This window comes from Burkholderia sp. B21-005 (assembly GCF_020843965.1).
Taxonomy (GTDB): domain Bacteria; phylum Pseudomonadota; class Gammaproteobacteria; order Burkholderiales; family Burkholderiaceae; genus Burkholderia; species Burkholderia ambifaria.
Genome location: NZ_CP086301.1, coordinates 3,493,260 through 3,519,157, shown reverse-complemented (window position 1 = coordinate 3,519,157; position 25,898 = coordinate 3,493,260). Strand labels below are relative to the sequence as shown.

25 protein-coding genes and 1 pseudogene are annotated in these 25,898 nt (G+C 65.5%); 13 read left to right on the top strand and 13 right to left on the bottom strand.

What is annotated here, in order from left to right; translation table 11 throughout:
- Window positions 1–14: 14 nt before the first annotated feature.
- Both LMA02_RS16375 and LMA02_RS16370 read right to left on the bottom strand, forming a co-directional pair.
- Window positions 15–443 (bottom strand): hypothetical protein, encoded by a 429-nt coding sequence (locus tag LMA02_RS16375; RefSeq protein WP_175665863.1) that lies wholly within the window; start codon window positions 441–443, stop codon window positions 15–17.
- A complete protein-coding gene (locus LMA02_RS16370; RefSeq protein WP_228906270.1) occupies window positions 424–1,005 on the bottom strand; it encodes a hypothetical protein in 582 nt (193 codons plus the stop codon). Before LMA02_RS16370 ends, LMA02_RS16375 begins: the two co-directional genes overlap by 20 nt.
- Before the next feature lie 99 nt (window positions 1,006–1,104).
- On the opposite strand from LMA02_RS16370, the gene LMA02_RS16365 reads away from it, so the two are divergent.
- Both LMA02_RS16365 and LMA02_RS16360 read left to right on the top strand, forming a co-directional pair.
- Window positions 1,105–1,545, top strand: coding sequence for a hypothetical protein (locus LMA02_RS16365; protein ID WP_175665865.1), 441 nt, complete (start codon window positions 1,105–1,107; stop codon window positions 1,543–1,545).
- Between the two features lie 5 nt (window positions 1,546–1,550).
- Window positions 1,551–2,630, top strand: coding sequence for a beta family protein (locus tag LMA02_RS16360; protein WP_175665866.1), 1,080 nt, complete (start codon window positions 1,551–1,553; stop codon window positions 2,628–2,630).
- A 12-nt stretch (window positions 2,631–2,642) separates the two neighbouring features.
- Here the strand turns inward: LMA02_RS16360 and LMA02_RS16355 are convergent, their stop codons facing one another.
- From LMA02_RS16355 to LMA02_RS16340, 5 genes are all read right to left on the bottom strand, one after another.
- On the bottom strand, window positions 2,643–3,320 hold the full coding sequence (locus LMA02_RS16355; RefSeq protein ID WP_228906268.1) for a sce7726 family protein: 678 nt from the start codon (window positions 3,318–3,320) through the stop codon (window positions 2,643–2,645).
- A gap of 381 nt (window positions 3,321–3,701) precedes the next feature.
- Window positions 3,702–3,827 (bottom strand): hypothetical protein, encoded by a 126-nt coding sequence (locus LMA02_RS35290; protein ID WP_006750105.1) that lies wholly within the window; start codon window positions 3,825–3,827, stop codon window positions 3,702–3,704.
- A 149-nt stretch (window positions 3,828–3,976) separates the two neighbouring features.
- Window positions 3,977–5,335 carry a GGDEF domain-containing protein gene (locus LMA02_RS16350; protein ID WP_228906266.1) on the bottom strand — a complete coding sequence of 453 codons (1,359 nt, stop codon included), beginning with the start codon at window positions 5,333–5,335 and terminating at the stop codon, window positions 3,977–3,979.
- Window positions 5,336–5,445: 110 nt separating this feature from the next.
- The gene (locus LMA02_RS16345; RefSeq protein WP_228906264.1) at window positions 5,446–5,694 is read right to left on the bottom strand and encodes a DUF2795 domain-containing protein; all 249 of its coding nucleotides are present in this window, start codon (window positions 5,692–5,694) and stop codon (window positions 5,446–5,448) included.
- Window positions 5,695–5,795: 101 nt separating this feature from the next.
- Complete coding sequence (locus LMA02_RS16340) at window positions 5,796–5,966, bottom strand: hypothetical protein (RefSeq protein ID WP_006489933.1); 171 nt, start codon at window positions 5,964–5,966, stop codon at window positions 5,796–5,798.
- 151 nt (window positions 5,967–6,117) lie between these two features.
- Here LMA02_RS16340 and speG point away from each other — a divergent pair, with 151 nt between their 5' ends.
- The 3 genes from speG (at window position 6,118) to LMA02_RS16325 (ending at window position 8,241) form a co-directional block, all read left to right on the top strand.
- Window positions 6,118–6,660 carry a spermidine N1-acetyltransferase gene (speG, locus tag LMA02_RS16335; protein ID WP_006756943.1) on the top strand — a complete coding sequence of 181 codons (543 nt, stop codon included), beginning with the start codon at window positions 6,118–6,120 and terminating at the stop codon, window positions 6,658–6,660.
- Window positions 6,661–7,161: 501 nt separating this feature from the next.
- Entirely contained in the window at window positions 7,162–7,509 is a 348-nt protein-coding gene (sap1, locus tag LMA02_RS16330) for a surface attachment protein Sap1 (RefSeq protein WP_175657142.1), read from the top strand.
- Between the two features lie 177 nt (window positions 7,510–7,686).
- Window positions 7,687–8,241, top strand: coding sequence for a YaeQ family protein (locus LMA02_RS16325; RefSeq protein ID WP_006756945.1), 555 nt, complete (start codon window positions 7,687–7,689; stop codon window positions 8,239–8,241).
- Window positions 8,242–8,251: 10 nt separating this feature from the next.
- Here the strand turns inward: LMA02_RS16325 and LMA02_RS16320 are convergent, their stop codons facing one another.
- Window positions 8,252–8,665, bottom strand: coding sequence for a VOC family protein (locus tag LMA02_RS16320; RefSeq protein WP_228906263.1), 414 nt, complete (start codon window positions 8,663–8,665; stop codon window positions 8,252–8,254).
- Window positions 8,666–9,092: 427 nt separating this feature from the next.
- On the opposite strand from LMA02_RS16320, the gene ada reads away from it, so the two are divergent.
- The 3 genes from ada (at window position 9,093) to gshA (ending at window position 13,256) form a co-directional block, all read left to right on the top strand.
- On the top strand, window positions 9,093–10,184 hold the full coding sequence (gene ada / locus LMA02_RS16315) for a bifunctional DNA-binding transcriptional regulator/O6-methylguanine-DNA methyltransferase Ada (protein ID WP_165752253.1): 1,092 nt from the start codon (window positions 9,093–9,095) through the stop codon (window positions 10,182–10,184).
- Window positions 10,181–11,155 (top strand): DNA-3-methyladenine glycosylase family protein, encoded by a 975-nt coding sequence (locus LMA02_RS16310; protein ID WP_228906262.1) that lies wholly within the window; start codon window positions 10,181–10,183, stop codon window positions 11,153–11,155. Before ada ends, LMA02_RS16310 begins: the two co-directional genes overlap by 4 nt.
- Window positions 11,156–11,642: 487 nt before the next feature.
- Window positions 11,643–13,256 (top strand): glutamate--cysteine ligase, encoded by a 1,614-nt coding sequence (gene gshA, locus LMA02_RS16305; RefSeq protein ID WP_228906261.1) that lies wholly within the window; start codon window positions 11,643–11,645, stop codon window positions 13,254–13,256.
- 89 nt (window positions 13,257–13,345) lie between these two features.
- On the opposite strand, the gene LMA02_RS16300 is transcribed toward gshA, so the two are convergent.
- Entirely contained in the window at window positions 13,346–13,657 is a 312-nt protein-coding gene (locus tag LMA02_RS16300; protein WP_228906260.1) for a DUF4148 domain-containing protein, read from the bottom strand.
- Between the two features lie 612 nt (window positions 13,658–14,269).
- On the opposite strand from LMA02_RS16300, the gene LMA02_RS16295 reads away from it, so the two are divergent.
- Complete coding sequence (locus tag LMA02_RS16295) at window positions 14,270–15,910, top strand: L-lactate permease (protein WP_228906259.1); 1,641 nt, start codon at window positions 14,270–14,272, stop codon at window positions 15,908–15,910.
- A gap of 132 nt (window positions 15,911–16,042) precedes the next feature.
- On the opposite strand, the gene LMA02_RS16290 is transcribed toward LMA02_RS16295, so the two are convergent.
- Window positions 16,043–16,942 carry a LysR family transcriptional regulator gene (locus LMA02_RS16290; RefSeq protein WP_228906257.1) on the bottom strand — a complete coding sequence of 300 codons (900 nt, stop codon included), beginning with the start codon at window positions 16,940–16,942 and terminating at the stop codon, window positions 16,043–16,045.
- Window positions 16,943–17,170: 228 nt separating this feature from the next.
- Between LMA02_RS16290 and LMA02_RS16285 the strand changes: the two genes are divergently transcribed.
- Both LMA02_RS16285 and LMA02_RS16280 read left to right on the top strand, forming a co-directional pair.
- Window positions 17,171–19,342 carry a phosphocholine-specific phospholipase C gene (locus tag LMA02_RS16285; RefSeq protein WP_228906255.1) on the top strand — a complete coding sequence of 724 codons (2,172 nt, stop codon included), beginning with the start codon at window positions 17,171–17,173 and terminating at the stop codon, window positions 19,340–19,342.
- A gap of 161 nt (window positions 19,343–19,503) precedes the next feature.
- A complete protein-coding gene (locus LMA02_RS16280; protein ID WP_228906254.1) occupies window positions 19,504–20,232 on the top strand; it encodes a phosphonate utilization associated transcriptional regulator in 729 nt (242 codons plus the stop codon).
- Window positions 20,233–20,339: 107 nt separating this feature from the next.
- Here LMA02_RS16280 and LMA02_RS16275 read toward each other — a convergent pair whose 3' ends face one another.
- Both LMA02_RS16275 and LMA02_RS16270 read right to left on the bottom strand, forming a co-directional pair.
- The gene (locus tag LMA02_RS16275) at window positions 20,340–21,728 is read right to left on the bottom strand and encodes an FAD-dependent oxidoreductase (protein WP_228906252.1); all 1,389 of its coding nucleotides are present in this window, start codon (window positions 21,726–21,728) and stop codon (window positions 20,340–20,342) included.
- A gap of 123 nt (window positions 21,729–21,851) precedes the next feature.
- Window positions 21,852–22,153: pseudogene (locus LMA02_RS16270) on the bottom strand (2-aminoethylphosphonate--pyruvate aminotransferase); the annotation flags it as partial.
- Between the two features lie 152 nt (window positions 22,154–22,305).
- On the opposite strand from LMA02_RS16270, the gene phnA reads away from it, so the two are divergent.
- A complete protein-coding gene (phnA, locus tag LMA02_RS16265) occupies window positions 22,306–23,544 on the top strand; it encodes a phosphonoacetate hydrolase (RefSeq protein WP_228906251.1) in 1,239 nt (412 codons plus the stop codon).
- Between the two features lie 28 nt (window positions 23,545–23,572).
- Entirely contained in the window at window positions 23,573–25,027 is a 1,455-nt protein-coding gene (gene phnY, locus LMA02_RS16260; RefSeq protein ID WP_228906245.1) for a phosphonoacetaldehyde dehydrogenase, read from the top strand.
- Between the two features lie 33 nt (window positions 25,028–25,060).
- Here the strand turns inward: phnY and LMA02_RS16255 are convergent, their stop codons facing one another.
- Window positions 25,061–25,864 carry an alpha/beta fold hydrolase gene (locus LMA02_RS16255; protein WP_228906244.1) on the bottom strand — a complete coding sequence of 268 codons (804 nt, stop codon included), beginning with the start codon at window positions 25,862–25,864 and terminating at the stop codon, window positions 25,061–25,063.
- Window positions 25,865–25,898: the final 34 nt, after the last annotated feature.

Genomic DNA, 25,898 nt, shown 5'->3' with positions numbered 1-25,898 from the left:
TGCGCTACCACGTTTCACTCGAAATTCCGAAGTTTCTCGCAGAAGTCGCCGTAGCGCATGGGGATGCATCGACTTTCGCCGGGAAAGTGCCGTAGGCAGCGTCCGTCCTCTGATACGAACCAGTCAGCGACCATTGCCGCGACATCTACGATGAAGGCATCAGCATCCTTGTTCGAGGCACCTTTGTGTTTATCGAAGGTGCTACCGGACCCGAGGTAGTCGCCGGCACACATCACGCCTGCGCGCGCGACGGCGTGGCCGATGTGTTTGACGGGGAATAGATCGGGGAGGCCGGCCTTGCGCTTATGTAGCTCGCCAGCTACTTGACGCGGCATCAGAACCTCGACTGCTTGTTGAGCTATCAGGTTGCGCAACAACTCGACACTCTCCGCATCCTGCTCGAGGCGATCGTAGATGTTTGAGTCAAGGATGATCTGGATCATCGGAGTTTGTTTGGCTAGGGAGCTGGGACGCGAGCCCGAGAAGGGTGGACAGTCTTCGCGCTGCCTCGGAGGGGGCTTCGACAACGCCGGAGACTTCAGGCCAGGTATAGACGTGCCGTCCTGCTGCCCGAGCACGTTTGAAGTGGCTGTCGTTCAAATTGTTGGTGATTACGACAGCACCTTCCGATAGTGCGACCAGGAACGCGTCCGTGCGGTTCTTCGGGATTGCTTTGCCGGGCCGCTCGGTGACCTTGATCGACTGTAGCGTCTGGAACGTGCCTTCATCTGCCCAGTAGCCCTGATCGAAGCCTGAGTAGCCATTGCTTGATCCATCCGGACCGGCAAAGCCGAAGATGCCGCGCTCCGTCGCTGCGGCGAGAAGTTGCCGGCACAGATCCTTCTCAGCTGTTGTTGTGTTGCCGCTCTGGATGCCCTGCTGGTACTCCGTGGCGAGGTCCGGTGTCATCGCAAGAGTGAACTCGCTACCTGCCAGCGCGGCGACAGGATCGATGCGGGCTTGAACCAGATTGGCCAAGGTGTTGTTGTCGAAGTAGACGTTCATGCAACGAATCCCTGTCGGGCCATTTCGGCCACCTATGCTATGGTTGTGTTGAGACCGCTTTATACGACACTAGATAATCTTCACCGGGTGGGCAAGCCCATGAAAAAACAAGAACCAGAATCTGACGGGGATCAGTCGACATCAAATCATGCGAACTCACTGACGCATACCTATGGCGTGTTAAGTGTTGTTCCCAGCTTCATCGGGATCGTGGTCGCCATAAAGCAATCCGCCGACGTTGCCCAGTGGCTCTTGCTGGCCAGTGGTTGGGTTGCAGCAATTTTTCTGGCTGTATTTCTGATTCATATGTCGAAGCAGTTCTCAAGAGAGGTTGGGGTATCGAGGAGTCGGGCCCGGGCGGACGGGTTAACTATTGGACGCTTAGAAACACGCGTTGAAGATTTGCATATAGAGATAGAGCGACGGCACGCTACTCTCGATTACTTATCGGGATTGTTAATCGGGACGCGTGTTACCCCGAGGCAGACGGCACAGCCACAGGAAGCTCTTCAAGACCGCGATGACGACCAAGAGGATTAATACAAATGATTCAAGTCGACTTTGGCAGCTTCAACTATTTCCCGGCACTGCGCACACGAGTCGCGGAGCTGAAAGGGCTTTCGATGCTGGACGACGCACGAAAGGCTCGGATTCTTCCCTTGATCACGTTGGGGAAATGGCCTCGTGCGGAGGATTTTTCTCGCTCTGCGGAAAAGGCTGCCGAGGCTATGGGGGGGCGCTATTATTTCCTGGATCTGCCCAGCGACGGGCGTCATCACACCGAGTCTAGTAGGGCGCTTACAAATCCCGCCGACGCGTTTGGTTCTTGGCGAGCATTTCTCGACGAGCGTCCTCTCGCAGTTCCCGTAGTCCAATTTGGAGATCGGGCACCGCAGCGCGATGTCATTCAACAAGCTCGCCACTTCGAGCGCACACGAGGCAAGCTCGCTTTCCGGATTCGCGACTTTAACGCCGAAACGGGTCTGGTAATTGCGGCGCTGAGCAGTCTGGACGACATCAACAACGCTATCGTCTTTGTCGACACACAGTACATCCGTCCGGCTGTCAGTGCCTATGAGGCTGCTGCAACGGCAACCATCAACGCTATTCGCGAACAGCATCCAGCGTCCTTCATCTCAGTACTCGCGAGCAGCTTCCCTGCATCTCCTACGACGTTTGCCGACTCGAGTCAGCAGCGCGGTCGCATCGATATTCTCGAGCGAACTTTCCACCAATCCCTTGGTGGCTCTGCGGTCAGTACATATGGCGATTACAGCTCGATCCACGCTGTCGTCTACGATGATCAGCCGATTATGCGGTGGTCGCCTCGAATCGATTATCCCTTGGAGCTCGAGTGGTACTTTGAGCGGCGCCCAGGGGTGCAAGACGCGACTCAAGGCTATGTTGCCATTGCCAATGCAATGGTGGACTTGATGCCAGAGGTTCGTGCATCAGACGTATGGGGGGATCGAATGATTGTCGACGCGGCATCCGGGACACCGCATGGCGCGGCGCCACAATCGTGGATCGCGGTACGTGTGAATCTCCACCTAACGAGGCAAATCGATTTCTCGGAACGCATTGCTGGTGGCGCAGACGGCGATTACGAGGATCAGTCCGAGTAGTCGTACGCTCAATCAGGTACGCCTCGGAATGGCTGGCGTGCCTGGAACGAAGCCACAACCAGCAATGAATATATCGATTTGGCGACGATGCGTCTCGATTGGGTTCTCGGCCATCGGCCTAAGAGCGCGTTGATCCACACGTTTCGCGATGACCCTTTTGCGACGCTTGAAATAGTTCAGCACGTAGGATCGCAAGTCAGACACGGAGATCTGTTGAGCTTGCTCGACCAAATCGGGGCGTAGACCGATGGGGCGGATCGCATGTTGCTTAAGAACGGCTCGTAGCTCGGTTACAGGGAGATAACTTAGCCACACTGCCTTGTCGGTGATCTCATTGGTGCCGGCGTGCTGGACTTCAACGAGCGCGGCGTTCGTTACCTCCCAAACTCCGACCGTGGAAGGCACGCGAGTGAGCACGTTAGCGGTATGCCTTGGGGCGCAAACGATCGTCACGGACTCGAAATATTTGACGAACGTGTCAATTTGACCGTCCAATCGAGACAGATCATCGATGTCGCTTTTGATCTCGAAGGCGGAAAGTTTGCCGTTGGCGAGTACCAAGTCAGCTCTACGACCGAAGTCTGCTATGCATAATTCGGAAATCAATGCTGCGCCCTTAGCAAGCCCCGCGTCCCGCAGATGCTTGCTAAGCAACTTCCGAATCCGTCCCTCGTTCAATAGTGCGCTCATGCCGGGAATGTTACCGTAGCGCCCTTAGACAGTCAGCTTTTTTGGTACACACTACGGTACACAAAGGCCACGTCAGATTGCCTGGGCCTTGATGTGCATAAGGTCTGAGGAAGTTGCTAGGTTCTGTATCGAAGTGAGCGCATGCTCATACGACAGCCCCACGGTGCGGGACATTCCCTGTTCGTCCTGTAATCCCGTCAAGGACGCTAGCAAGAATGCGCGGCTCGAACGTCTTCATGGCGAAACGCTCGCTGCGCTACAGGTACAGGTATTTCTGATGCATGCGGAGCCGATCAAGCCGGCTTGATCGGGTTGTGGCCCGGACCGTCGATGCTGCTCGCTACACCTTGCATGTCAACGCGTCCGAACCCGTTACCGTCATCAATCCCAATGCCGATGATGATGGTAATACCCGCCACCACCGTAATACCCGCCGCCATCCGGCACCACGATGCAGCCGCTCAACAGCACGGCCACACCGGCAATCAGCAAAAGAGTTTTCTTCATCGCGTTCACCTGCTCGGATTCGAGATGAACCGAGCATAGCGAGCGCGCTCAACACGGCGTGTAAGCGATCGTTTCCCCGTGCCGGATTCGGTAACGGCGGATTATTCCGGTCACAATGACCGTAACAAATTCCCAATCCGCAGACGTTTTCACGCCACGACGACGCGGTTTCGCCCCGCATCCTTCGCGCGGTACAGCGCGGCATCGGCGGCTTCGATCAACGCATCGGGCGTCGACAGCTCGTCGGCCGACACGGTCGCGCAGCCGACGCTGACGCTCACGCGTCCTGCCGGCGACGAATGCATCGCGAGATCGAGCCGCAGCACGGCTTCGCGCGCTTCCTCGGCAACGAGCCGCGCACCGCGTGCGCCGGTGTTCGGCAGCACGATCGCAAACTCCTCGCCGCCGTAGCGCGCGACGATATCCGCCGGCCGCCGCACCGCACCGGCCAGCGCATTCGCGACCGCGATCAGGCACGCATCGCCCTTCACGTGACCGAACGCGTCGTTGTATGCCTTGAAGTGATCGACGTCGACCATCAGCAGCGACAGCGGTTCGCCCTGTCGCCGCGCCTGCAGGAACAGCGTGTGAAAGTGATCGTTGAAGTGGCTACGGTTGAACGCGCCCGTCAGCCCGTCGCGCGCGGACGAACGGATCAGCATCGCATGCGCCTCGAACAGCCGCTGATACAGCATCGTCACTTCCCAGGCGAGCACGCACACGAGCACGCCCGGCGTGAACATGCTGAACACGCGTGCGAGATACCAGCCGATCGTGAAACGATTGGTGCTCAACAGGTTCAGTGTCGTATCGGTGAGGCACGCGAGCACCGCGATCGCGAGCCAGAGGTCGAGGGTCGTGCGCAGCCGGCCGGAGGCCAGCACGGCGACGAGCGCCAGCGCATTGAGCATCCACACGACGAGCGCGACGCCGTTGACGGGCAGCACGGCCGCATTGCCCGGCGGATGAAACGCGGGCGGCAGCGACACGTTCAGCGCGAACAGGCACAGCACGCCGGCGGCGACAGCGGGGCCGCCGACCAGCGCGAGCGCCCACCAGCGCGTTTGCCGGGCGCCGATCGGCGCGCGCGCCAGCCGAGCGCGCGCGAGCAGCGCAACCATGACGAAACCAGGGAAACCCGCATGCCAGAAGATCCACATCCACGCGGCGCTTTGCGGTTGTGCGCCGAACAGCCCATGTGGCGCAAAGACGCCGGGAAAGGTCAGCAGCTGCAGCGCGACGGCGAGCGCGGTGAACGCATAGGCGCCGCCGAGCGCGCCGAGCACGGGCTGGCGCGTCACGGTGAACTGCGCACCAAGGAAGAATGCGGCGATGCTCGCGGTGGTGAACACGGTCAGCGCGCACATCGGCATGAACGGCTCGACGGCCGGCAGCGCGACGTTCGCGTGTGGCGCGGCGATCCCGAGCGCGAGCACGATGACGAGTGCCGTCAGCGCGCCGAACCACAGCTGACGACGCGTCGTGTGCTGGATCAGAATTCCTTCCATGGATTCCCCCGGGCGCTTATGCGGAAACGCCCGGTCTTGGCGCCGGGCGACATGCATCCGGCCGCGACGCGATCGGTGCGGCCCGATCCTATCTCGTTATTGGCGTGCGCTCAAATACCGAGGCCGGGGCCGAAGTTGCCGGCGATCCAGCGCGTGACGGCATTGACGTCCGCGTAGTCCTGTTCGGGCAGGCCGTCGAGCATCGACAGCACTTCGTTGCTCGCGCCCGCATCGCGCGCGGCGTCGACGATCGCATCCTTGTTCGCGGGGTAGCGGACGGCGGCCAGCACGTCGGCGATCTGCAGGTCGATCGCTTCGCCGGGGATATCGTGCGGAGGGAGAGCGGGTTTGTCGTTCACGTCGGCGTCTCGCTGGTTGAGCGGGAATCGGTTCGTAGCGGAAGGCGGCACCGTTCGGGGCGACCCGCCCGGACGGCTGCACTGCGGGGAAGGCGATCGACTCAGTGCCCGCGCCGCACGCGGCGCCACGGATGCTTCCAGTCAATATGCGGTGCGTTTTCGTCACGCGGATGCTGGCGCCGATGTTCCTGCCACAGTTCGTCGGAGAACAGCGCAGCCACGATCACGAGTGGCAGCACGAGGAAGATGCCGAGTATGACTTGCTCGATCACGATAGCCTCCTTGCGGTGGCAGGAACCCTTGCTCCCATTCTAGGCTCTGAACTTCGCCCGCGGTCAACTTCTTGCACCGCGGAATACCCCTGTTCGCGGTAGCGCGTCACGGGTGTTTCACGCACGCGCGGGCATCAAAAAGGACACCAACATGCAACTCCAGAACGATAAGCACACGCTTGCATTGCGGCCGCTGGAGCGCCAGGACCTGCGCTTCGTTCACGAGCTGAACAACGACGCGAAGATCATGCGCTACTGGTTCGAGGAACCATACGAAACCTTCTCCGAGCTGTCGCAACTGTATGACCGTCACGTGCACGACCAGCGCGAGCGCCGCTTCGTCGCGGTCGATCCGCAGGACGAACTGGTCGGCCTCGTCGAGCTGATCGAGCTCGACTACATCCATCGTCGCGGCGAGTTTCAGATCATCATCGCGCCCCAACGCCAGGGGCGCGGCTATGCGGGGCAGGCGACGCGCCTCGCGATCGAATATGCGTTCAAGGTGCTGAACATGCGCAAGCTGTACCTGATCGTCGATACGTCGAATGCGGCGGCCATCCATGTGTACGAGAAATGCGGATTCCAGCACGAGGCGGAATTGAAGGAAGAATTTTTCGGCAACGGCGCCTATCACAACGCATATCGCATGTGCATTTTCCAGCGCGATTATTTCGAGCGCCCACAATCGGCCTGAATAACGCCGGGTAAAAACACGAGTGAAAACCCCCGCGGCCCCGCTGCCGCGGGCGCCCGGCCCACTCGAAAAATACGGGTAAATACGAACGCGCTTATACCTGGCATTTTTCTTGTATCAGGTAAATGCGATCCCGCACTGCGGTAAATTCATATTGTTTCGGATGACTTTGTGTGCGGCGCACCAAAATAATCCGGATATCGAAATGAATTATCCAAACCGTTCAATCGCTCCATTGTAACTTTGCTGAAAGCCTTGCTCCATAACGCTTTGCGCCCGGCGATGCGCACCGGGCCGCGGGCCGGCAGACATCGGCGCCCATGCGTGACACGCGAAAAACCGGGTGCGCGCAGGGTGCGACAATTCGCCGCTATTGCGATCGCACAACAAATGTGCTTGCTATCGCTTGCCGGTCTTCTAAAGTGAAAAACGCGGGTTCACGATCACCTTTAAACACATAGCTAACCCAGCCTGGTGCCCGCAAGCCTGGAGACAAAAAACATGATGAAGCGAACCGGTGTCCTTTTTGCCCTTGTCGGTGCATTTTCCGTGGTGTCGATCGCCCAGGCAGGCGGCGATGCGGCTGTCCAGCCGAAGCAGGAAATCCAGCTGACGAAGAATGCATGGGGTTGTCTGTCGAAAGACAATCTGGACTCCGTACTGAACCACGAGCGTGACGGCAAGTCGCAGGCGAAGCAGCAGTACTTCGACGACTACCGTTGCCTGTCGGTGCCGGAAGGCCAGCGCTTCCGCGTGGTGTCGGTCGACCAGGGCGACGTTCAGTTCGTCAGCGCCGACAACAGCGACCAGCAAGGTCTCTGGACCGATTCGCGCTTCGTCAAGCAGTAACCGCACGCGCACCTCTCGCGCCCCCGCGCGCCGGCCCGATTCGCCGGCGGCGCGGCCAAAACGCGGCCCGGCCGATGCCGGGCCGTCGTGCTGTGGAGCGCCCGTCGCGTGCCGGGCGGCGTGCATTCGGTATCATCACGACCCACCGAACCGAATGCCCGCCCGGGCCGTATCCGCATGGCGCTGAAATCCACGATCTACAAAGCCGAGCTGCAAATCGCCGACATGGATCGGCACTACTACGCCGATCACGCATTGACGGTCGCCCGTCACCCGTCGGAAACCGACGACCGGATGATGGTGCGCATCGTCGCGTTCGCGCTGTTCGCGCACGAGCGTCTCGAATTCTCCAAGGGGCTGTCGGACGTCGACGAGCCAGACCTGTGGCAAAAGGACCTGACGGGCGCGATCGACGTATGGATCGAGGCTGGCCAGCCCGACGAACGGCGCATCTCGAAGGCGGCCGGCCGCGCCGGGCAAGTCACGGTGATCGCATACGGCGGCAAGGCCTCGGACATCTGGTGGCAGGGCGTGCGCAGCAAGGTGGAGCGGCTGCGCAACGTGCAGGTGCTGTCGCTGGCCGACGGCGTCGCGGCCGCGCTCGGGCGCCTCGCCGAGCGCACGATGCGTCTGCAATGCACGGTGCAGGACGGCGCCGCGTGGATCTCGAGCGCCGACCACGATCCGGTTGCAGTCGAATGGACCGTGCTGAAGGCGCGCGCCGGCGCGTGACGGCCGACGCTCAGCCGAGCGCGGCGGGCGGTCCCTTGAATTCCAGCATGTTCCCTTCGGGATCGAACAGATAGATCGACGGCCCGTAGCCGCCGGCGCCGTAGCGCTCGGCGGGGGCGCCCGGGCGCGCGCCGTGCGCGGCGCAATGCTCGATCAGCGCGTCGGGGTCGAACGGCTCGACGCGCAGGCAGAGATGGTCGAGATTGCGGCCGGTGCCGGGCGGGCCGCTGTCGGGACGGTCGATCGGGCCGCCGACCGACAGCAGGTCGATCAGCGCGTCGCCGGCGCGCAGCTGCACGAGGCCCAGGTCGGGTTGTTCCTTCTCCACGTGGCAGCCGACGGCGTCGCAGTAAAAGCGCGTCATCGCAGCCATGTCGGTCACGCGCAGCACGACGTGATCGATCGCGCGGATGGTCGGTTTCATGAGCAGGCACTCCTTCATGGATGGCGTGCCCCGAGTGTAGACCGCCGGCGCGGGATGCCGGAACGCGTCACCGATCGACGGACGAAAAAAAGCCCGTTCACGCAGAGCGGAACGGGCTTAATCCATATCAGGAGGAGACATGGAGGAGACAGTTCCAACTATACACACGGCGATGGTGCGTTGCAATATTCCGAGTGTAAAAAATGGTCAGGACGGCGATTTGTCGCAGCCGCACTGCAGCAAAAGGGTGACGGGAAGATGACCAAAGCGGCGTCCGGGCAGCGCTCGCGCGGCTTTTCGTCCGATTGATCGATTTGGATGCGTCCCCGGTTTTGCCAATGCGAATCACAGAGCAAGATTCAGGGCGCGACGGCCCATGCCGATGTCTAGAGTAGGCACCATCTACACTAGAGAGTGCGAGGTTCAGATGAAAACCGCCTATCCGACCGACGATGCCCGCTGGGGCGCCGTGACCGCCCGCGATCCGCATGCGGACGGCGCGTTCTTCTATGGCGTGCGTACCACCGGCGTGTTCTGCCGCCCGAGCTGCGCGTCGCGGCTGCCGCGGCGCGAGCATGTGTCCTTCTTCACCGATCCGGCCGCGGCGCGCGCGGCAGGCTTTCGCCCGTGCAAGCGCTGCCAGCCGGAAGGGCTGCCGCGCGAGCTCGAAATCGTCAATCGGGCATGCGCGGTGCTCGACGCGCATCCGGAGCGGCTCACGCTGCAGCAGCTGAGCGATGCCGTGCACGTGAGCCCATTCCACCTGCAGCGGCTGTTCAAGCGCGTGGTCGGCGTGTCGCCGCGACAGTACCAGGCCGCGCAGCGCGGCGCCGCCCTGCGCGAGGCGCTGCAAAGCGGGCAGCCGGTCACGCAGGCGGCCGTCGACGCGGGTTTCAATTCGCCGTCGCGGCTCTACGCATCGGTGCCGCGCGAGCTGGGGATGGCGCCGTCGGCGTTCCGTCGTCAGGGCGCCGGCCTGCGGATCGACTATGCGACCGCGTCGACGCCGCTCGGCACGGTGCTCGTCGCCGCGACCGAACAGGGCATCTGCCGGATCGCGTTCGGCGACGAACCGGCGCCGCTCGTCGATGAACTGAAGGATGCGTTCGCGCGCGCCGAGCTGGTCGAAGCGCCGTCGCGGCTCGCGCCGTTCGTCGCGCAGATCCGCGCGTACCTCGACGGCACGCGGCACGCGTTCGACCTGCCGCTCGACATCGCGCCGACCGCGTTCCAGCAGCGCGTGTGGGAAGCGCTGACGCACATCCCGTACGGCGAAACGCGCAGCTACTCGGAGATCGCCGAGGCGCTCGGCTCGCCGCGTGCGGTGCGCGCCGTCGCATCGGCCTGCGCGTCGAACCCGGTCGCGCTCGCGATTCCGTGCCATCGTGTCGTGCAGAAGGGCGGCGCGCTTGCCGGATATCGCTGGGGCGTGCGCCGCAAGGCGACGCTGCTCGCGTCCGAGGCGCGCCGTGTGCGCGACGATGAAACCGAAGCCGTTGCGGAGGGCAACGTAGTTTGAGCATCGAAACAACCACGATTACGTCGATCTCGAACGGCGGCCAGGTGCCGCTGTCCACGCAGATGGCGCTGCGCTTCAAGGCGCCGTACGACTGGGCGCGCGTGCTGCGCTTCTTCAGCGGACGTGCGATTCCGGGTGTCGAACAGGTCGTCGACGGCGTGTATCGCCGCATCGTCGATCTGAACGGCGACGCGGGCCGCCTTACCGTCACGAAGCATCCGCGCCGGCATTGCCTGATCGCGACGGTCGAAGGGGCGGCCGCGCGCCATGTCGACGACGCGTTCGCGCGCCGCGTCGCGTCGATGTTCGATCTCGGCGCCGATCCGGCCGCGATCGGCGGCGGGCTCGCGCGCGATCCGTGGTTCGCGCCGCTCGTCGAAGCCGCGCCGGGGCTGCGCGTGCCGGGCGCTTGGTCGGGGTTCGAGCTCGCGGTGCGCGCGATCGTCGGCCAGCAGGTGAGCGTGAAGGCGGCCACGACGATCGTCGGCCGGCTCGTCCAGCGGGCCGGCGAGCGCGTCGTGCACGACGACGGCATGTCGACGCCGGATGGCGCGCCGGCCTGGCGTTTCCCGACGCCGGACGTGCTCGCCTCGTGCGATCTGGAGAAGATCGGCATGCCCGGCAAGCGAGCCGCGGCGCTGACGGGCATGGCGCGCGCGGTGGCGGCCGGCCACGTGCCGCTCGATCCCGCGCAGGCCGACCTCGGGACATTGCGCCGCGCGTGGCTCGATCTGCCCGGCATCGGCCCGTGGACCGTCGAATACATCGCGATGCGTGCGTGGCGCGACCCCGACGCGTGGCCGGCGTCCGATCTCGTGTTGATGCAGTCGATCACCGCGCGCGATCCGTCGCTCGACCGGCTCGCGAGCCAGAAGCACCGTACCGAAGGCTGGCGGCCATGGCGCGCGTATGCGGCGCTTCATCTGTGGAACGACGTGGCGGACCGGGCCGGCGGCGCGCGCGGTGGATGACGGTCGCGGTGGCCTGCCCGCGGGGCGACCGGGCAACGCCGCGATGCAACTCGCGGCGGCCGTGGGTCCGACAGCGATCGGTCGGTCGTCCTCATGGTTGCGACGCCTGACGGCGATCAAGCCGCTACGCCGCCTGTCGCCCGCGGCGTACGGTCGACCGAGCCTCGACGATATCGCCCGGCGGATTCGGCTGCGCGGGTTGCACCTGTCGGCGCGGCTTCGCGCGCCATTCGCACCGTTCGCGTTCCGTCCGACGAATTTCACGGGATCGCCGCGTCCGGCGGTGCCGATGGCCCTCGGGCGCGCACGCGGCGATCGTCGCCATCGGCCCGCCCGGCGGCCCGCTGCGGCGGGCGCGCACCGCCCTGAGCCACCTCAAGCGCGTGTTTCGGCGAGATGTTAAAGTGCCCGCTACCAACGAAGCGACCAATAATCCAGCCGGCCGCGCGCGGCGTTCTGCGCGCGGCCGTCACGCACTTGCGCCTCCATGTCGAACACCATGACTCACCGCCAGTCCGAACTGCTGCTGAATCGTCTCGAAGCGCTGAGCTCGGGCCCGACGCGGCAGCATCTGCCCGACGGCCTGCGCGGCATCGAAAAGGAAAGCCTGCGCGTGACGCGCGACGGGATGATCGCGTTTACGCCGCATCCGCGCGCGCTGGGCTCGGCCCTCACGCATCCGTCATTGACGACCGACTATTCCGAAGCGCTGATCGAACTGATCACGCCGGCGGAACCCGACGCGTCGCTCACGCTCGAACGTCTCGACGATCTGCACCGCTACGTGTATGCGTCGCTCGGCGACGAGATGCTGTGGAACGAATCGATGCCCGGCCTGTTGCCGGCCGACGATGAAATCCCGATCGCCGACTACGGCACGTCGAACATCGGCCGCCTGAAGACGGTGTACCGCCGTGGCCTCGCGCATCGCTACGGCCGCACGATGCAGTGCATCGCCGGCATCCACTACAACTACTCGATGCATGAGGAAGTGTGGCGGCGCCTGCATGCGGATGAAGGCTCGACGGCCACGCTCGTCGATTACCAGTCGGAGCGCTATCTCGCGCAGATCCGCAACTTCCGCCGTCGCAGCTGGCTGCTGATGTACCTGTTCGGCGCATCGCCCGCGCTCGACACGAGATTCCTGCGCGGCAAGCCGCACAAGCTCGATGCGTTCGATGCCGACACGCTGTACCGGCCGTATGCGACGAGCCTGCGGATGAGCGACCTCGGTTACTCGAACACGACCGCGCAGGCCGCGCTGCACGTCGACTACAACACGCTGTCCGGCTATCTCGACGCGCTGTCGACGGCCGTGAGCGAGCCGTATCCGCCGTACGAGGCGATCGGCACGCATCGCGACGGCGAATGGATCCAGATCAACACGAACGTGCTGCAGATCGAGAACGAGTTCTATTCGACGATCCGTCCGAAGCGCATCACGTATTCGGGCGAGCGCCCGCTGCATGCGCTCGCGTCGCGCGGCGTGCAGTACATCGAAGTGCGCTGCCTCGACATCGATCCGTTCGAGCCGACCGGCATCGCGCTCGAGACCGCCCGCTTCATCGATGCGTTCCTGCTCGCGTGCGCGCTCGACGAGAGCCCCGCGCTCGACTGCGACGCGTACAAGGAAGCAAATGCGAACTTCGCCAGCGTGACGATGGACGGGCGCAAGCCGGGCCTCACGCTGATGCGCGACGGCCAGCCGGTCACGCTGCAGGCATGGGCCGACGACCTGATGACCGATATCGAAACCGTCGGGCGCCGTCTCGACGAGATCCGCGGCGGTGACGAGCATGCGCGTGCGATCGCCGCGCAGCGCGAGAAGCTTGCCGATCCGGAGCGCACGCCGTCGGCGCGTGTGCTGCGCGAGATGCGCGAGAACGGGCAGTCGTTCCTCGCGTTCGCGCTCGCGCACAGCGAAGCGCATGCCGCGCATTTCCGTGCGAACCCGCCGACGGCGGAGACGATGCGTGCCGAGCAGGCGCTCGCGGCGAAGTCGCTGGCCGAGCAGGCCGAGCTGGAAGCGAAGGAGGCCGGATCATTCGACGCGTTCGTCGCGGCCTATCGCGCGTATACGCTGAACCGCTTCAGCGTTTGATGGCAGCAACCCGCTGCGCGTCGCGCGGCGGGTAGCCGGCTGCGGGCCGGATGGTCGCGTGTTCACGCGAGCGACCCGGTTCACCCGCTTCAATGATGCGCGTACGTGTCGCGATCGACCACGTGCGGCAGCGCTGGCTTCCCCGATTCCACGTTCGCATGGCCGTCGCTGCCGTAGCCGGCCGCGTCGCCGCGCGCCTGGGCGGCACGCCGCATGATCGCCTGCATGTTTTGCGGAAAATCGGGACTGCTGGCGAGACTCGTCCGGTAGCCGGCGGCCTGCAGTTCCACGAGTTCCTGGCGAACTTCCGCACGCGTCAATGTCGACGCGGCGTGGGCCTGGGCGGCGACAGCCGAGCCGATCAGCAGCAACGTGCAGGCCGCGAGTTTCATGGTTTTCATCGTGTTTGCTCCGTGAGGTCTCCGGAGCCGCGCCGTCGTCGGCACGGGCGGAATCGATGCGGCCAGTCTAGGCTTCGGACGCCAAACGAAACACCCCGCCCGCCATCAGTCACCTTTGCCGGTTGAGCAACATTGCGCCGGCGGCTTGCTGGCGGACGTGTCAGCGGGCCGCCGGCCGCCGGTCAGCGTGCGGGGGACGCCGTGTATCGGCGCCGCGCGCATCGGGCTTGCCCTCCTTGTACAAGCGCGATGCGCCTCCTAACCTTTTTTAAGCGACCGATCGGTCGGCGCCGCGGCATGGTTGCATGCGCAAGCGTCGGGCGTCTTCGCCGCCGTGGAACGCGCGTTTGATACGGGGGCGGGGTGTGCGCGGGCGCGAGGCGCCTACTGCGGTCGACCGCGAAGCATGGGACGGGAGCAAGCGCTAAAGCGCTAACTCCTTTCGATCGCGAAGCATGGGACGGGAGCAAGCGCTGAAGCGCTAACTCCTATCGACCGCGAAGCATGGGACAGGAGCAAGCGCTGAAGCGCTAACTCCCGTCGACCGCGAAGCATGGGATAGGAGTAAGCGCTGAAGCGCTAACTCCTATCGACACGGAGACACGAGACACGATGAATCCCACCGCAGCCCCGCCGCCCGGCATCCTGTTCGCGCAGCCGTTGACGCCTATCGCCAACTCGCTGCTCCTGTCGTTCCTCGTCGCGGTGATCCCGATCGCGGTCGCGCTGATCGCGCTCGGCGTGCTGCGCCGGCCGGCGTGGCAGGCGTCGCTGGCCGGGCTCGTCGCCGGCCTCGCGGTCGCGATCGGTGCGTGGGGCATGCCGGTCGGCCTCGCGTTCAACGCGGTCGGCGCCGGCATGGCGCTCGCGCTCGTGCCGGTGATGTGGATCGTGTTCAACGCCTTGCTGCTGTACAACATCGCGGTGAAGTCAGGCCGCTTCGACCAGTTCCGGCAGTGGATGCTCGACAACCTGCCCGACGACCGCCGCCTCGTGCTGCTCGTCGTCGCATTCTCGTTCGGCTGTCTGCTCGAAGGGATCTCCGGCTTCGGCACGCCGGTCGCGATCACCAGCGCGCTGCTGATCGCGCTCGGCTTCCCCGCGCTCGAAGCGCTCACCTACACGCTGCTGTTCAACACGGCCCCGGTCGCGTTCGGCGCGCTCGGCGTGCCGATCACCGTGCTCGGCGCGGTCACGTCGCTGCCGCCCGCGACGCTCGGCGCGATGGTCGGCCGGCAACTGCCGTTCTTCGCGCTGCTGCTGCCGTTCTACGTGGTCGGCGCATACGGCGGCCTGCGCTCGATCTCGAAACTGTGGCCCGCGCTGCTCGTGTCGGGCGCCAGCTTCGCGATCGCACAGTTCGTCACGTCGAACTTCCTCGGGTACCAGCTCACCGACGTGCTGTCGTCACTCACGTCGCTGATCGTCACGATCGGCTTCCTGCAAGTGTGGAAGCCGCAACCCGATCCGCAATACGCGCTCGCGCGCAGCGTGCCGGCCACGGCCGGCGCCGCGCGCGCGGGCTTCGGCGGCTGGCTGCCGTGGCTCGTCGTGTCGGTGGTCGTGATCGTCTGGGTGCACGCGAACATCGCGGCGATCGGCGACGTGAAGATCAAGTGGCCGGGCCTGCACAACGCGGTGTTCGTGTCGCTGTACCACAAGCCGTATGCGGCGATCTGGGACTTCCAGCCGCTCGGCACCGGCACCGCGATCCTCCTGTCGGCGATCATCACGGCCGTGCTGACGCGCACCGGCATCGGCGCGTTCTTCGAATGCGTGGTCAAGACGTGGCGGCAAACGTGGATCGCGATCGTCACGGTGATGATGATCGTCGGGCTCGCGTACCTGCTGAACTACTCGGGGATCAGCTACACGCTCGGCACCGGCGTCGCGTCGACCGGCGCGTTGTTCCCGCTCGTGTCGGCGTCGCTCGGCTGGATCGCGGTGTTCCTGTCCGGCAGCGACACGTCCGGCAATGCGCTGTTCGGCAACCTGCAGGTCGTCGCCGCTCGCCAGCTCGGCTTCGATCCGGTGCTGATGGCCGCGACCAACTCGTCGGGCGGCGTGATGGGCAAGATGATCTCGCCGCAGAACATCGCGACGGGCGTGTCGACGACCGACCTGAAAGGGCAGGAAGGCGTCGTGTTCGCGCGCACCTTCTGGCACAGCGTGATCCTCACGCTGCTGCTCGGCGTGCTGGTGTTCCTGCAGCAGCACGTGCTGACGTGGATGATCCCTGCGCTGCCGAAATAACGCGCGACGGGAAGCAACAAGGAAGCAACAACGAAGGCACGAGGACGACAACGAGGGAAGGCGCGGGAAAAGCGCCGGAAAGGGCAGGGAAGTGCGACAGGCAATACGCGAAACCGGTGAACGCGCGGCGGCTCAGCGCGCGTTCACCTGCCGTGCCGCGTCGTGCGTGGCGGGCTGCGCCCGCAGGATGCACGCGAGGAACGCATCGATCGCGGGGCTCTGGCGGCGCGCCTTCAGGTAGTACACGTATTCGTCGATCGTCGTGTCGACGCCCCGCAGCGCGACGACGCGCAGGTCCGGATGGCGCTCGGCCTCGCCGCGTGGAAACAGGCTCCCGCCCACGCCATGCAGGATCGCCTCGCGGATCGCTTCGCGGCTGCCGATCTCGGCGACCGACGTGGCCGCGACGCCGGCCGCCGCGAGGATCGTCTCCGTGCAGCGGCGCGTGACCGACCCTTCCTCGCGGATCAGCAGCCGCACATCGGCAAGCTGCGCGGCGTCGATCGCGTCGAAGCGCGCGAGCGGATGGTCGCGATGCACGACGAGCACGAGCGGATCGGTGGAGATCACCTTGCGTTCGAGGCCGTCCGCGTCATTGCGCTGCGACGACACCGCGAGGTCGATGCGAAATTCCTGCAGCGCCAGCAGGATTTCCTCGGAATTGCCGATCCGGCACGTGAGTGCGATCGACGGATGCGCGTGCGAGAAGCGGCCGACCGCGTCCATGATGTAGTACGGCCCCGTCGCGCCGATCCGCAGATGGCCTTCGAACAGGCCGCCGACGTTGCGCAGCATGATGTCGGCCTGCGCCTCGAGCGCGATCATTTTCTCGACGAGCGGCAGCAGCTCGATCCCGGTCTCGGTGACCTCGAGCTTGCGGCCGCTGCGGTAGAACAGCTCGACGCCGTACAACTGCTCGACCTGCCGGATCTGCGCGGCGATCGTCGGCTGGCTCACGCCCAGATGGCGCGCGGCGCGCGTGATGCTGCCCTGCCTGACGGTCGCGTGGAACGCCTTCAGCTGATCGAACACGACTCGGCTTCTCCCCCCTCTTCATCGCGCGTCAGCGTAGCGTACGCATGTGTCGGCCGGATGAAAGGCGCGTCGTGCGCCGCTTCGAAAAAAAGCTGGGGGTAAGCGCAAGAAACCTGTTGGAACCGGTCACGGCCGGGACATGCCGGTGCGGACTAATAGCGGCAACGCACGACCGCCGGCCCCGCTCGACCGGCGCCACCCTTACCGACCCACAGGATCCTCTTCATGTCCGCCAACAATCGACGCGATTTCCTGCGCCTTGCCGCCCAGTCGGCCGGCGCGATGGCCGCCTACGCCGGCTTCCCGCCCGCGATCCGCAACGCACTGGCCATGCCGGCCGCATATCGCACCGGCACGATTCGCGACGTCGAACACGTCGTGATCTTCATGCAGGAAAACCGCTCGTTCGACCACTACTTCGGCGGGCTGCGCGGCGTGCGCGGCTTCAACGACCCGCGTCCGCACCTGCTGCCGAGCGGTGCGCCGGTGTGGCAGCAGCCGCCGGCGTCGGTGTTCACGAAGAACTACCATTCGCGCGGCCTCGACCCGGCCGCGCCGTACGTGCTGCCGTTCTACCTCGACCCGAAGCAGACGACCGAATTCCAGCCGGGCACCAACCACGGCTGGAGCAGCGGCCACCTGTCCTGGAACAACGGCCAGTGGGACCAGTGGGTGAACCAGAAGCAGGACGTGCTGACGATGGGCTACCTGAAGCGTCAGGACCTCACGTACCACTACGCGCTCGCCGACGCGTTCACGATCTGCGACTCGTACTTCTGCTCCGCGCACGCGGACACGGCGCCGAACCGCATCTACCTGTGGACCGGCACGATCGACCCGCGCAATATCTACGGCAACCAGCCGAACGGCCCGGGCATCGGCGAGCGCAACAACGTGAACGGCTATACGTGGACGACCTACGCCGAACGCCTCGAGGACGCGAAGATCAGCTGGAAGGTGTACCAGGGCGGCACCGGCATTCCGGGCGATCCGACCGACAACTACACCGACAATTCGCTGATGTTCTTCAAGCGCTTCCAGGTGAAGGAAGGCGCGAGCGGCCCGCTGGTCGACAAGGGCGCGTCGGACCACACGCTCGCCGAGCTGAAGGCCGACGTGCAGGCGAACCGGCTGCCGCAGGTATCGTGGATCGTGTCGCCGTACAAGTACAGCGAGCACCCGCAGGCGTCGCCGACCGACGGCGCGTTCTACATCAACATGGTGCTCGAGGCGCTGACGTCGAACCCCGAGGTGTGGGCGAAGACGGTGTTCATCCTCAACTACGACGAGAACGACGGGCTGTTCGACCACGTCGTGCCGCCGGTGCCGCCGGTCACGAGCGGCGTGGGCGGCCAGGGCATCGTGTCGTCGAACCTGCTGTCTAACCTCGGCGACGAACTGCTCGACCTGAACAAGTACCCCGGCGAGATGAGCCCGCTGGTGCCGGGCGCGGACCCGGGCGGCCTTCAGCCGATCGGCCTCGGGCCGCGCGTGCCGCTGATCATCATCTCGCCGTGGACGAAGGGCGGCTGGGTCTGCTCGGAGACGTTCGATCACACGTCGGTGCTGCGTTTCCTCGAAGCGCGCTTCGGCGTGAAGGAGCCGAACATCAGCGCGTGGCGCCGGTCGGTCTGCGGCGACCTCACGTCGGCGTTCGATTTCTCCGCGCGCCCCGATACGCGCACGGTGAGCTTCACGGTGCCGCAGCACATCGCCACCGCCGGCCACGCGTATCAAGTGCCCGCGCAGCAGTCGATGCCGGCGCAGGAGCCCGGCACGCGTCCGGCGCGCGCACTGCCGTACGAGCTGTTCGTGCATGCCCGCGTGAACGGCCGCGACGACAGCGTGTCGCTCGATTTCGCGAACTCGGGTGACGCGGGTGCCGCGTTCTACGTGTACGACCGCCGCAATCCGGCGCCGCCGCCGCGCCGCTACGCGGTGTCCTCGCACGACCGCTTCGCCGATACCTGGAGCACGTCGGCCGCGCGCGGCGACTACCATCTCGCCGCCTATGGCCCGAACGGCTATCTGTGCGAGTTCCAGGGCAACACGCGGCTGGCCGCAGACGGCAGCCACGCGAACCCGGAAGCGAAGATCGGCTACGACGTGCGCAACCGCCACGTGTACCTCCAGTTGCGCAACAGCGGCCGTGCGGCGTGCCGTGTGGTCGTCGACAACGCGTACAGCCACGCGCATGCGCGCACCTACACGCTGGAGCCGGGCGCGCGCATCGAGGATCACTTCGAGCTGTCGTCGAGCCACGGTTGGTACGATCTGACGATCACCGCGACGACGCTGCGCGGCGGCGACGACAAGGTCGTGCGCCGCTTCGCGGGCCACGTCGAGACGGGCCGGCCGAGCCAGAGCGACCCGGGGCCGGTGAAGCAGACAGTCTGACGGCGGGCTAACATTGCGCGGTCCGGCATATTCACGCCGGCCGCGCGATTGGTTTTTGGAAACTGAAAACTGTTGACAATATATCGGGCCGAGGGTATACAGGGACCATTCGCCGATATGGCGCCTTCGTTCTCACCCGCCGCTTCGTTGCCTGCCCGACCATGATCGCCCCGACCGCACTCAACGCCATCGAACTCCTGCAAAGCCAGTCGCTCGCGATGATCGTGCAGGACATGCTTGAGCGCGCGATCGTGTCCGGCGAATACGCCCCGGGCGAGAAGCTTAACGAAGTCGATATCGCGACCAAGCTGAACGTGTCACGCGGCCCCGTGCGCGAAGCGTTCCGCGCGCTCGAGCAGGCCGGGCTGCTGCGCAACGAGAAGAACCGCGGCGTGACGGTGCGGGTCGTGCCGCTGCGCGAGGCCGAGGAAATCTACGAAGTGCGCGCGATGCTCGACGAGTCGGTCGCGCGTGCGCTCGCGAAGCGCATTTCGCCCGACACGCTGAAGGTGCTGAAGGGCATCATCCAGTCGATGAAGCAAGCCGCGAAGGCGCACGACGTCACGCGCTACACCGAGCTGAACGTGCAGTTCCACGACGCGATGGTGGTCGGCGTCGGCAATACGCACCTCACCGACACCTATCGCCGGCTCGTGCGCCAGCTCGGGCTGCTGCGCCAGGCCGCGATCGAGGCGGAAGAGGATGCCATCGCGGTGTCCGCGGCCGAGCACGACAAGATCGTGCAGGCGCTCGCGAGCGGCGACGAGGAGAAGGCGGTCGCGCTCGTGCGCGAGCACGTCGCGCACGGCCTCGCGCGGATGCGCCGCACGCACGAGCAGGGGCTGCCCGCGACGGGCAAGGCGGCGCGCGAGAAAGCCGAGCGCGTGTAACGCGGCTGCACAGGCCGCCGCACCCAAAGCAAAGGGACGCTTCGCAGCGTCCCTTTTTTCTTGCGCGTCGCGTCATCGCATCGGCGCGGCGTGACGCCGACGCTTCGTCACCCCTTGTCCGCCTTCCCCGCCGCGCTCGCGAATTTCGCGAGCCACGTGTCGACGGCCGCCGGCCGCCGGCTCTCGTCTTCCGCACGCTCCTTGCGGCGGATCGCGTTGCGCACGACGTGCGCGCCGACATAGCGGATCGGCTCCGGCGGGAAATGGCCGAGCGGGCCGCGCACGATCGGGCTGCGCGTCCACGCGTTGTCGAGGCCGAGCACCAGCGACGACAGGATCTGCCCGCCCATGTAGGTCGGCCCGACGCCGTTGCCCGAATAGCCGAAGCCGTAGAACACGTTCGGCGCGTCGTCGAGGCGGCCGAAGAACGGGAAGCCCGTCACCGAGCGGTCCGACGGGCCGTTCCAGCTCGCGATGACCGGCACGCCCGCGAGCGACGGGAAGAAGTCGCGCAGGCTCCGCGTGAGCTGCGCCTCGTACGGCGAGCGCCGGTCGAACACCGGCGCGATGCGGCTGCGCCAGGAGAACGTATTGCCGCCCTTGCCGAGCATCAGCCGACCGTCGGCCGTCGTGCGGTAGTAGTACACGAAGATCCGCGAATCGAGCACCGACACGCCGTCCACGAGCCCGGTCTTCTCGAGCAGTTCCGGGCATTTCTCGGTGATGACCATGTCGCTCGACACGACCGCGATCGTGCGTTCGAACTGCGGGAAGCGGCTCGCCATCCACGCGTTGATCGCAAAGACCAGCTTGCCCGCGCGCACGCTGCCCGACGGCGTGCGCACGACGGCCGGCTGCCCCGGCGTGAAGTCGACGAGCGGCGTGCGCTCGTGGATCCGGATCCCCATGTCGAGCGCGACGCGGCGCAGCCCGCGTACCAGCTTGCCCGGATGCACGGTCGCGGCGATCGGCGAGTACACGCCGTCGAGATTGCGGGAGGAGCCCGAGCGGCGCGCGACTTCGGCGGCCGGCAGCGGTTCGTAGCTGTGGATGCCGCACGCGGCGAGCGCGTCGAGCACCGGCGCGAGCGTGCCGATCTGCGCGCGCGACGTCGCCGTGTACAGCGTGCCGTCGAGCCGCAGTTCGGCATCGATGCGATGCGCGCGGCAGAAGTCGGCGATGTGCTGGACGGCCGCCTCCGACGCCTTCACGAGCCGGATCGCTTCCGCTTCGCCGAACAGCCGGCGCAGCGTCAGGAATTTCGCGGACCACGTGAGCAGGCACCCGCCGTTGCGTCCGCTCGCGCCGGCGCCGCACAGGTCGGCCTCGAGTATCGCGATGTCGAGCGCCGGGTTCTGCTGCTTCGCCTGGATCGCGGTCCAGAGCCCGGTGAAGCCACCGCCGACGATACAGACGTCGGCCTGCGTCGCGCCCTGCAGCGCGGGGGCGAGATCGCCGTCGTTGAACAGTGCTTGTTCGATCCAGAAGGGTCGCATCGGGTGTCGTGCCGGTAAGAGTCGGGTTGCCGTGCCGCGCACGGCGGGAAAACGAAAGCGAAACCGCCGCACGGCGGCGCGCGGCGGTGGGCCGCGCGCCGCGATGCGGCCGGGTGCGTCGTGTCAGGCTGCCGCTTCGGCGGACACGCGGCGCACGCCCATCGCCTTCAGCGTGTCGGCGATCGCGGCGACCGCGCCCGGAATGCCGGCTTCGCCGAAGTGGCCGATGCAGCCGACGCGGAACGTGTCGACTTCGGTCAGCTTGCCCGGATACAGAATGTAGCCGCGCTTTTTGACCTCCTGATAAAACCGTCCGCCGCGCGCGGCGAGGCCGCCTTCGTCGACGTATTGCGCGACGGCCGCGTCGAGCGCCGCCGTGAAGCGCCATTGCGTCGTGCGCTGTACACCCACTGGTCGTACAGATCCTCGTCGTGCTGACACATCCTGCTTTCTGTTCTCTGCCTATTGTTGACAATCTACAAATCATCAATTTTAATGTCAAGCATGGAACACCCCCATCGGCGCGGCGCGGGCGCCGACGACTCAACCCCTCTTCGAACCGAAAGGAATGAACGTCATGAGTGAAACGCCTGTATCCGTGGAAGTGAACGGCCGTCGCTACAACTGGATGAGCCGCCCCGTGGTGGTGGTCTGCGTCGACGGCTGCGCGTATGAATATCTCGAGATGGCGGCCGAGGCCGGCGTCGCGCCGTTCCTGCGCACGCTGCTGAGGCCGGGCACGGCGCTCAAGGGCGAGTGCGTGGTGCCGAGCTTCACGAACCCGAACAACCTGTCGATCGTTACCGGCGTGCCGCCGGCGATCCACGGGATAAGCGGCAACTACTTCTACGATCGCGACACCGGCGCCGAGGTGCTGATGAACGATCCGAAGTACCTCGTCGCGCCCACCGTGCTCGCTACCTTCGCCGAGCGGGGCGCGCGCGTCGCGGTCGTCACCGCGAAGGACAAGCTGCGCCGCCTGCTCGGCAAGGGGCTCAAGGGCATCTGCTTCTCGTCGGAGAAGGCCGACGAGGCGAGCCTCTCGGAAAACGGCATCGACAACGTGCTCGAGCTGGTCGGCAAGCCGGTGCCGAGCGTGTATAGCGCCGACCTGTCGGAATTCGTGTTCGCGGCCGGCGTGCGCCTGCTCGAGACCCGGCCGATCGACCTAATGTACCTGTCGACGACCGACTACGTGCAGCACAAGTGCGCGCCCGGCACCGACGGCGCGAACGCGTTCTACCAGATGATGGACACGTATCTGAAGCGGCTCGACGAGCTCGGCGCGATCGTCGCGATCACGGCCGACCACGGGATGAACGCGAAGCACGACGACGAAACTGGCGAGCCGAACGTGATCTACCTGCAGGAGCTGTTCGACGCGTGGCTCGGCCACGACGCGGCGCGCGTGATCCTGCCGATCACCGATCCGTACGTCGTGCATCACGGCGCGCTCGGCTCGTTCGCGACCGTCTACGTGCCGGATTCCGCCCAGGTCGACGCGCTGCGCGCGCGGCTTGCCGCGGTGGACGGCATCGAGGTCGTGCTGACGGGCGCCGAAGGCTGCGCGCGCTTCGAGCTGCCGCCCGACCGGATGGGCGACCTGATCGTGATCTCGAAGCAGGACGTCGTGCTCGGCACGCGCCGCATCAAGCACGACCTGTCGGGGCTCGACGTGCCGCTGCGCTCGCACGGCGGGATCTCCGAGCAGATCGTGCCGCTGATTTTCAGCAAGCCGGTCGCGACCGCCGTCACGGGCCGCGCGCGGCTGCGTAACTTCGACATCATCGACATCGCGCTCAACCATCTGCAGTGACGCGGACGCATCCGCCAGGGAGTTACTCATGAACGCCATTGCAGCATCGACGGAGGTCCGCGCGCTTCATCGCGAAGCACTGCGAATCGATGGTGAAAGAATCCATCGCGACGCGGTGATCGAGGTGCGCAACCCATACGACGGCGCGCTCGTCGGCACCGTGCCGAAGGCGACGCTCGACGACGTGCGGCGCGCGTTTGCGGTCGCGCGTGCGTACCGGCCGTCGCTCACGCGCCACGAGCGCGCGGCGATCCTGCGCCGCGCGGCCGACATCGTGCGCTCGCGCACCGCCGAGATCGCGGCGCTGATCACGGCCGAGGCCGGGTTGTGTCTCAAGGATTCGACGTATGAAGCCGGGCGCGTCGCCGACGTGCTCACGTTCGGCGCGGGCGAAGTGCTGAAGGACGACGGGCAGATCTTCTCGTGCGATCTGACGCCGCACGGCAAGAAGCGCCGCGTGTACACGCAGCGCGAGCCGCTGCTCGGCGTGATTTCCGCGATCACGCCGTTCAACCATCCGATGAACCAGGTCGCGCACAAGGTCGTGCCGTCGGTCGCGACCAACAACCGGATCGTCGTGAAGCCGTCGGAGAAGGTGCCGCTGTCGTGCTACCTGTTCGCGGACATCCTGTATGAAGCCGGCCTGCCGCCGCAGATGCTGCAGGTGCTGACCGGCGACCCGAAGGACATCGCGGGCGAGCTGATCACGAACCCGGCGATCGACCTGATCACGTTTACCGGCGGCGTGTCGATCGGCAAGTCGATCGCGTCGCGGATGGGCTACCGGCGCGCGGTGCTCGAGCTGGGCGGCAACGATCCGATCATCGTGATGGAGGATGCCGATCTCGACGAGGCGAGCACGCTCGCCGTGTCGGGTTCGTACAAGAACTCGGGGCAGCGCTGCACCGCGATCAAGCGGATGCTCGTACACGAGGCGGTGGCCGATCGCTTCACCGGGCTGGTCGTCGAGAAAACCCGTGCGTGGGCGTACGGGAACCCGGCCGATCCGTCGGTCGACATGGGCACGGTGATCGACGAAGCGGCCGCGAAGTTCTGCGAGCAGCAGGTGAACGACGCGATTGCGCGCGGGGCGCGCCTGCTGGTCGGCAACCTGCGCGACGGTGCGCTGTACTCGCCGACCGTCATCGATCGCGTGACGCCCGACATGCCGCTTGTGAAGTACGAAACGTTCGGCCCCGTGTCGCCGATCATGCGCTTTCGCGACATCGACGAGGCGATCCGGATGTCGAACAGCACCGACTATGCGTTGTCGTCATCGGTCTGCACGAACCGCTTCGACAGCATCACGCGCTTCATCACGGAGCTCGAGGTCGGCAGCGTGAACGTGCGCGAAGTGCCGGGCTACCGGCTCGAACTGACGCCGTTCGGCGGCGTGAAGGATTCGGGCCTCGGCTACAAGGAGGGCGTGCAGGAAGCGATGAAGAGCTTCACGAATACGAAGACCTATTCGCTGCCCTGGTAAGCAGCCCTGCACGTTCTACCCGCGCGGGTGCGCCTACCGGTCGAGCACGGCGACGACGATCGCCTCCGGCGCATCTTCCTGGACCAGGTGACCCGCGCGCGGCACCCTGATCAGCTTGCCGTTCGCGATGCGATCGGCAAGCGCTTGCCCCTGTTCGAGCGGAATCCAACCGTCGTCCTCGCCCCAGACGATGCGCACCGGAAAGTCCGGCGGCGCGTAACGGGCCTCCGCTTCCTCGATGTAACGCTGGCGCATCTGCGCGATTTGCCGATAGAACGCGGCCTGGCCGGCGGGCGTGAGCCATGGCGCGCGGTAGATCGACAGCACGTCGTCGCTCAACGGCTGCGCGACCGCATTGCCGATATAGGCCGACACGAGCGCGTGATGCGCATAGGCCGGCAACCCGGTGAACGCGGCCTCGTGCTGCGCGACATGCCGCACGAACGGCGAGCCCTGCGGCGCGATCGCGACCGGGTTCACGAGCGTCAGGTCCGAATACGCGATGCCGTCGAGGAAATGCGCGCGCAGCACCGTCGCGCCGCCGTAGTCGTGCGCAAGCACGCGCGGGCGCGAAATATTCCATTCGTCGAGCAGCGCGCCGAACAGCACGTTCTGCCGGCCGAGCGATACGTCCGCGTCAGGCATGTCCGACTGACCGTAGCCAAGCAGGTCGTAGAAGAACACGCGATGGCGCCGCGCGAGCCACGGCGCGATCCGGCGCCACACCTGCGATGAAAACGGCGTGCCGTGCACGAGCACGAGCGGCGGCCCTTCGCCGAGCGAGCCCCAGGCGATCCGGTGATCTTCGAAAATGAAGCGATTGGCGAGATCGAGCATCGGTACCTCCGTGCTAACCTATATTGGTTGTTAA

What these genes read in the sequence shown, in the direction of transcription:
- LMA02_RS16375 (WP_175665863.1), bottom strand. Translation starts at nt 443, where the DNA reads ATGATCCAGATCATCCTTGACTCAAACATCTACGATCGCCTCGAGCAG.
- LMA02_RS16370 (WP_228906270.1), bottom strand. Translation starts at nt 1,005, where the DNA reads ATGAACGTCTACTTCGACAACAACACCTTGGCCAATCTGGTTCAAGCC.
- LMA02_RS16365 (WP_175665865.1), top strand. Translation starts at nt 1,105, where the DNA reads ATGAAAAAACAAGAACCAGAATCTGACGGGGATCAGTCGACATCAAAT.
- LMA02_RS16360 (WP_175665866.1), top strand. Translation starts at nt 1,551, where the DNA reads ATGATTCAAGTCGACTTTGGCAGCTTCAACTATTTCCCGGCACTGCGC.
- LMA02_RS16355 (WP_228906268.1), bottom strand. Translation starts at nt 3,320, where the DNA reads ATGAGCGCACTATTGAACGAGGGACGGATTCGGAAGTTGCTTAGCAAG.
- LMA02_RS35290 (WP_006750105.1), bottom strand. Translation starts at nt 3,827, where the DNA reads ATGAAGAAAACTCTTTTGCTGATTGCCGGTGTGGCCGTGCTGTTGAGC.
- LMA02_RS16350 (WP_228906266.1), bottom strand. Translation starts at nt 5,335, where the DNA reads ATGGAAGGAATTCTGATCCAGCACACGACGCGTCGTCAGCTGTGGTTC.
- speG (WP_006756943.1), top strand. Translation starts at nt 6,118, where the DNA reads ATGCAACTCCAGAACGATAAGCACACGCTTGCATTGCGGCCGCTGGAG.
- sap1 (WP_175657142.1), top strand. Translation starts at nt 7,162, where the DNA reads ATGATGAAGCGAACCGGTGTCCTTTTTGCCCTTGTCGGTGCATTTTCC.
- LMA02_RS16325 (WP_006756945.1), top strand. Translation starts at nt 7,687, where the DNA reads ATGGCGCTGAAATCCACGATCTACAAAGCCGAGCTGCAAATCGCCGAC.
- LMA02_RS16320 (WP_228906263.1), bottom strand. Translation starts at nt 8,665, where the DNA reads ATGAAACCGACCATCCGCGCGATCGATCACGTCGTGCTGCGCGTGACC.
- ada (WP_165752253.1), top strand. Translation starts at nt 9,093, where the DNA reads ATGAAAACCGCCTATCCGACCGACGATGCCCGCTGGGGCGCCGTGACC.
- gshA (WP_228906261.1), top strand. Translation starts at nt 11,643, where the DNA reads ATGTCGAACACCATGACTCACCGCCAGTCCGAACTGCTGCTGAATCGT.
- LMA02_RS16300 (WP_228906260.1), bottom strand. Translation starts at nt 13,657, where the DNA reads ATGAAAACCATGAAACTCGCGGCCTGCACGTTGCTGCTGATCGGCTCG.
- LMA02_RS16295 (WP_228906259.1), top strand. Translation starts at nt 14,270, where the DNA reads ATGAATCCCACCGCAGCCCCGCCGCCCGGCATCCTGTTCGCGCAGCCG.
- LMA02_RS16285 (WP_228906255.1), top strand. Translation starts at nt 17,171, where the DNA reads ATGTCCGCCAACAATCGACGCGATTTCCTGCGCCTTGCCGCCCAGTCG.
- LMA02_RS16280 (WP_228906254.1), top strand. Translation starts at nt 19,504, where the DNA reads ATGATCGCCCCGACCGCACTCAACGCCATCGAACTCCTGCAAAGCCAG.
- LMA02_RS16275 (WP_228906252.1), bottom strand. Translation starts at nt 21,728, where the DNA reads ATGCGACCCTTCTGGATCGAACAAGCACTGTTCAACGACGGCGATCTC.
- phnA (WP_228906251.1), top strand. Translation starts at nt 22,306, where the DNA reads ATGAGTGAAACGCCTGTATCCGTGGAAGTGAACGGCCGTCGCTACAAC.
- phnY (WP_228906245.1), top strand. Translation starts at nt 23,573, where the DNA reads ATGAACGCCATTGCAGCATCGACGGAGGTCCGCGCGCTTCATCGCGAA.
- LMA02_RS16255 (WP_228906244.1), bottom strand. Translation starts at nt 25,864, where the DNA reads ATGCTCGATCTCGCCAATCGCTTCATTTTCGAAGATCACCGGATCGCC.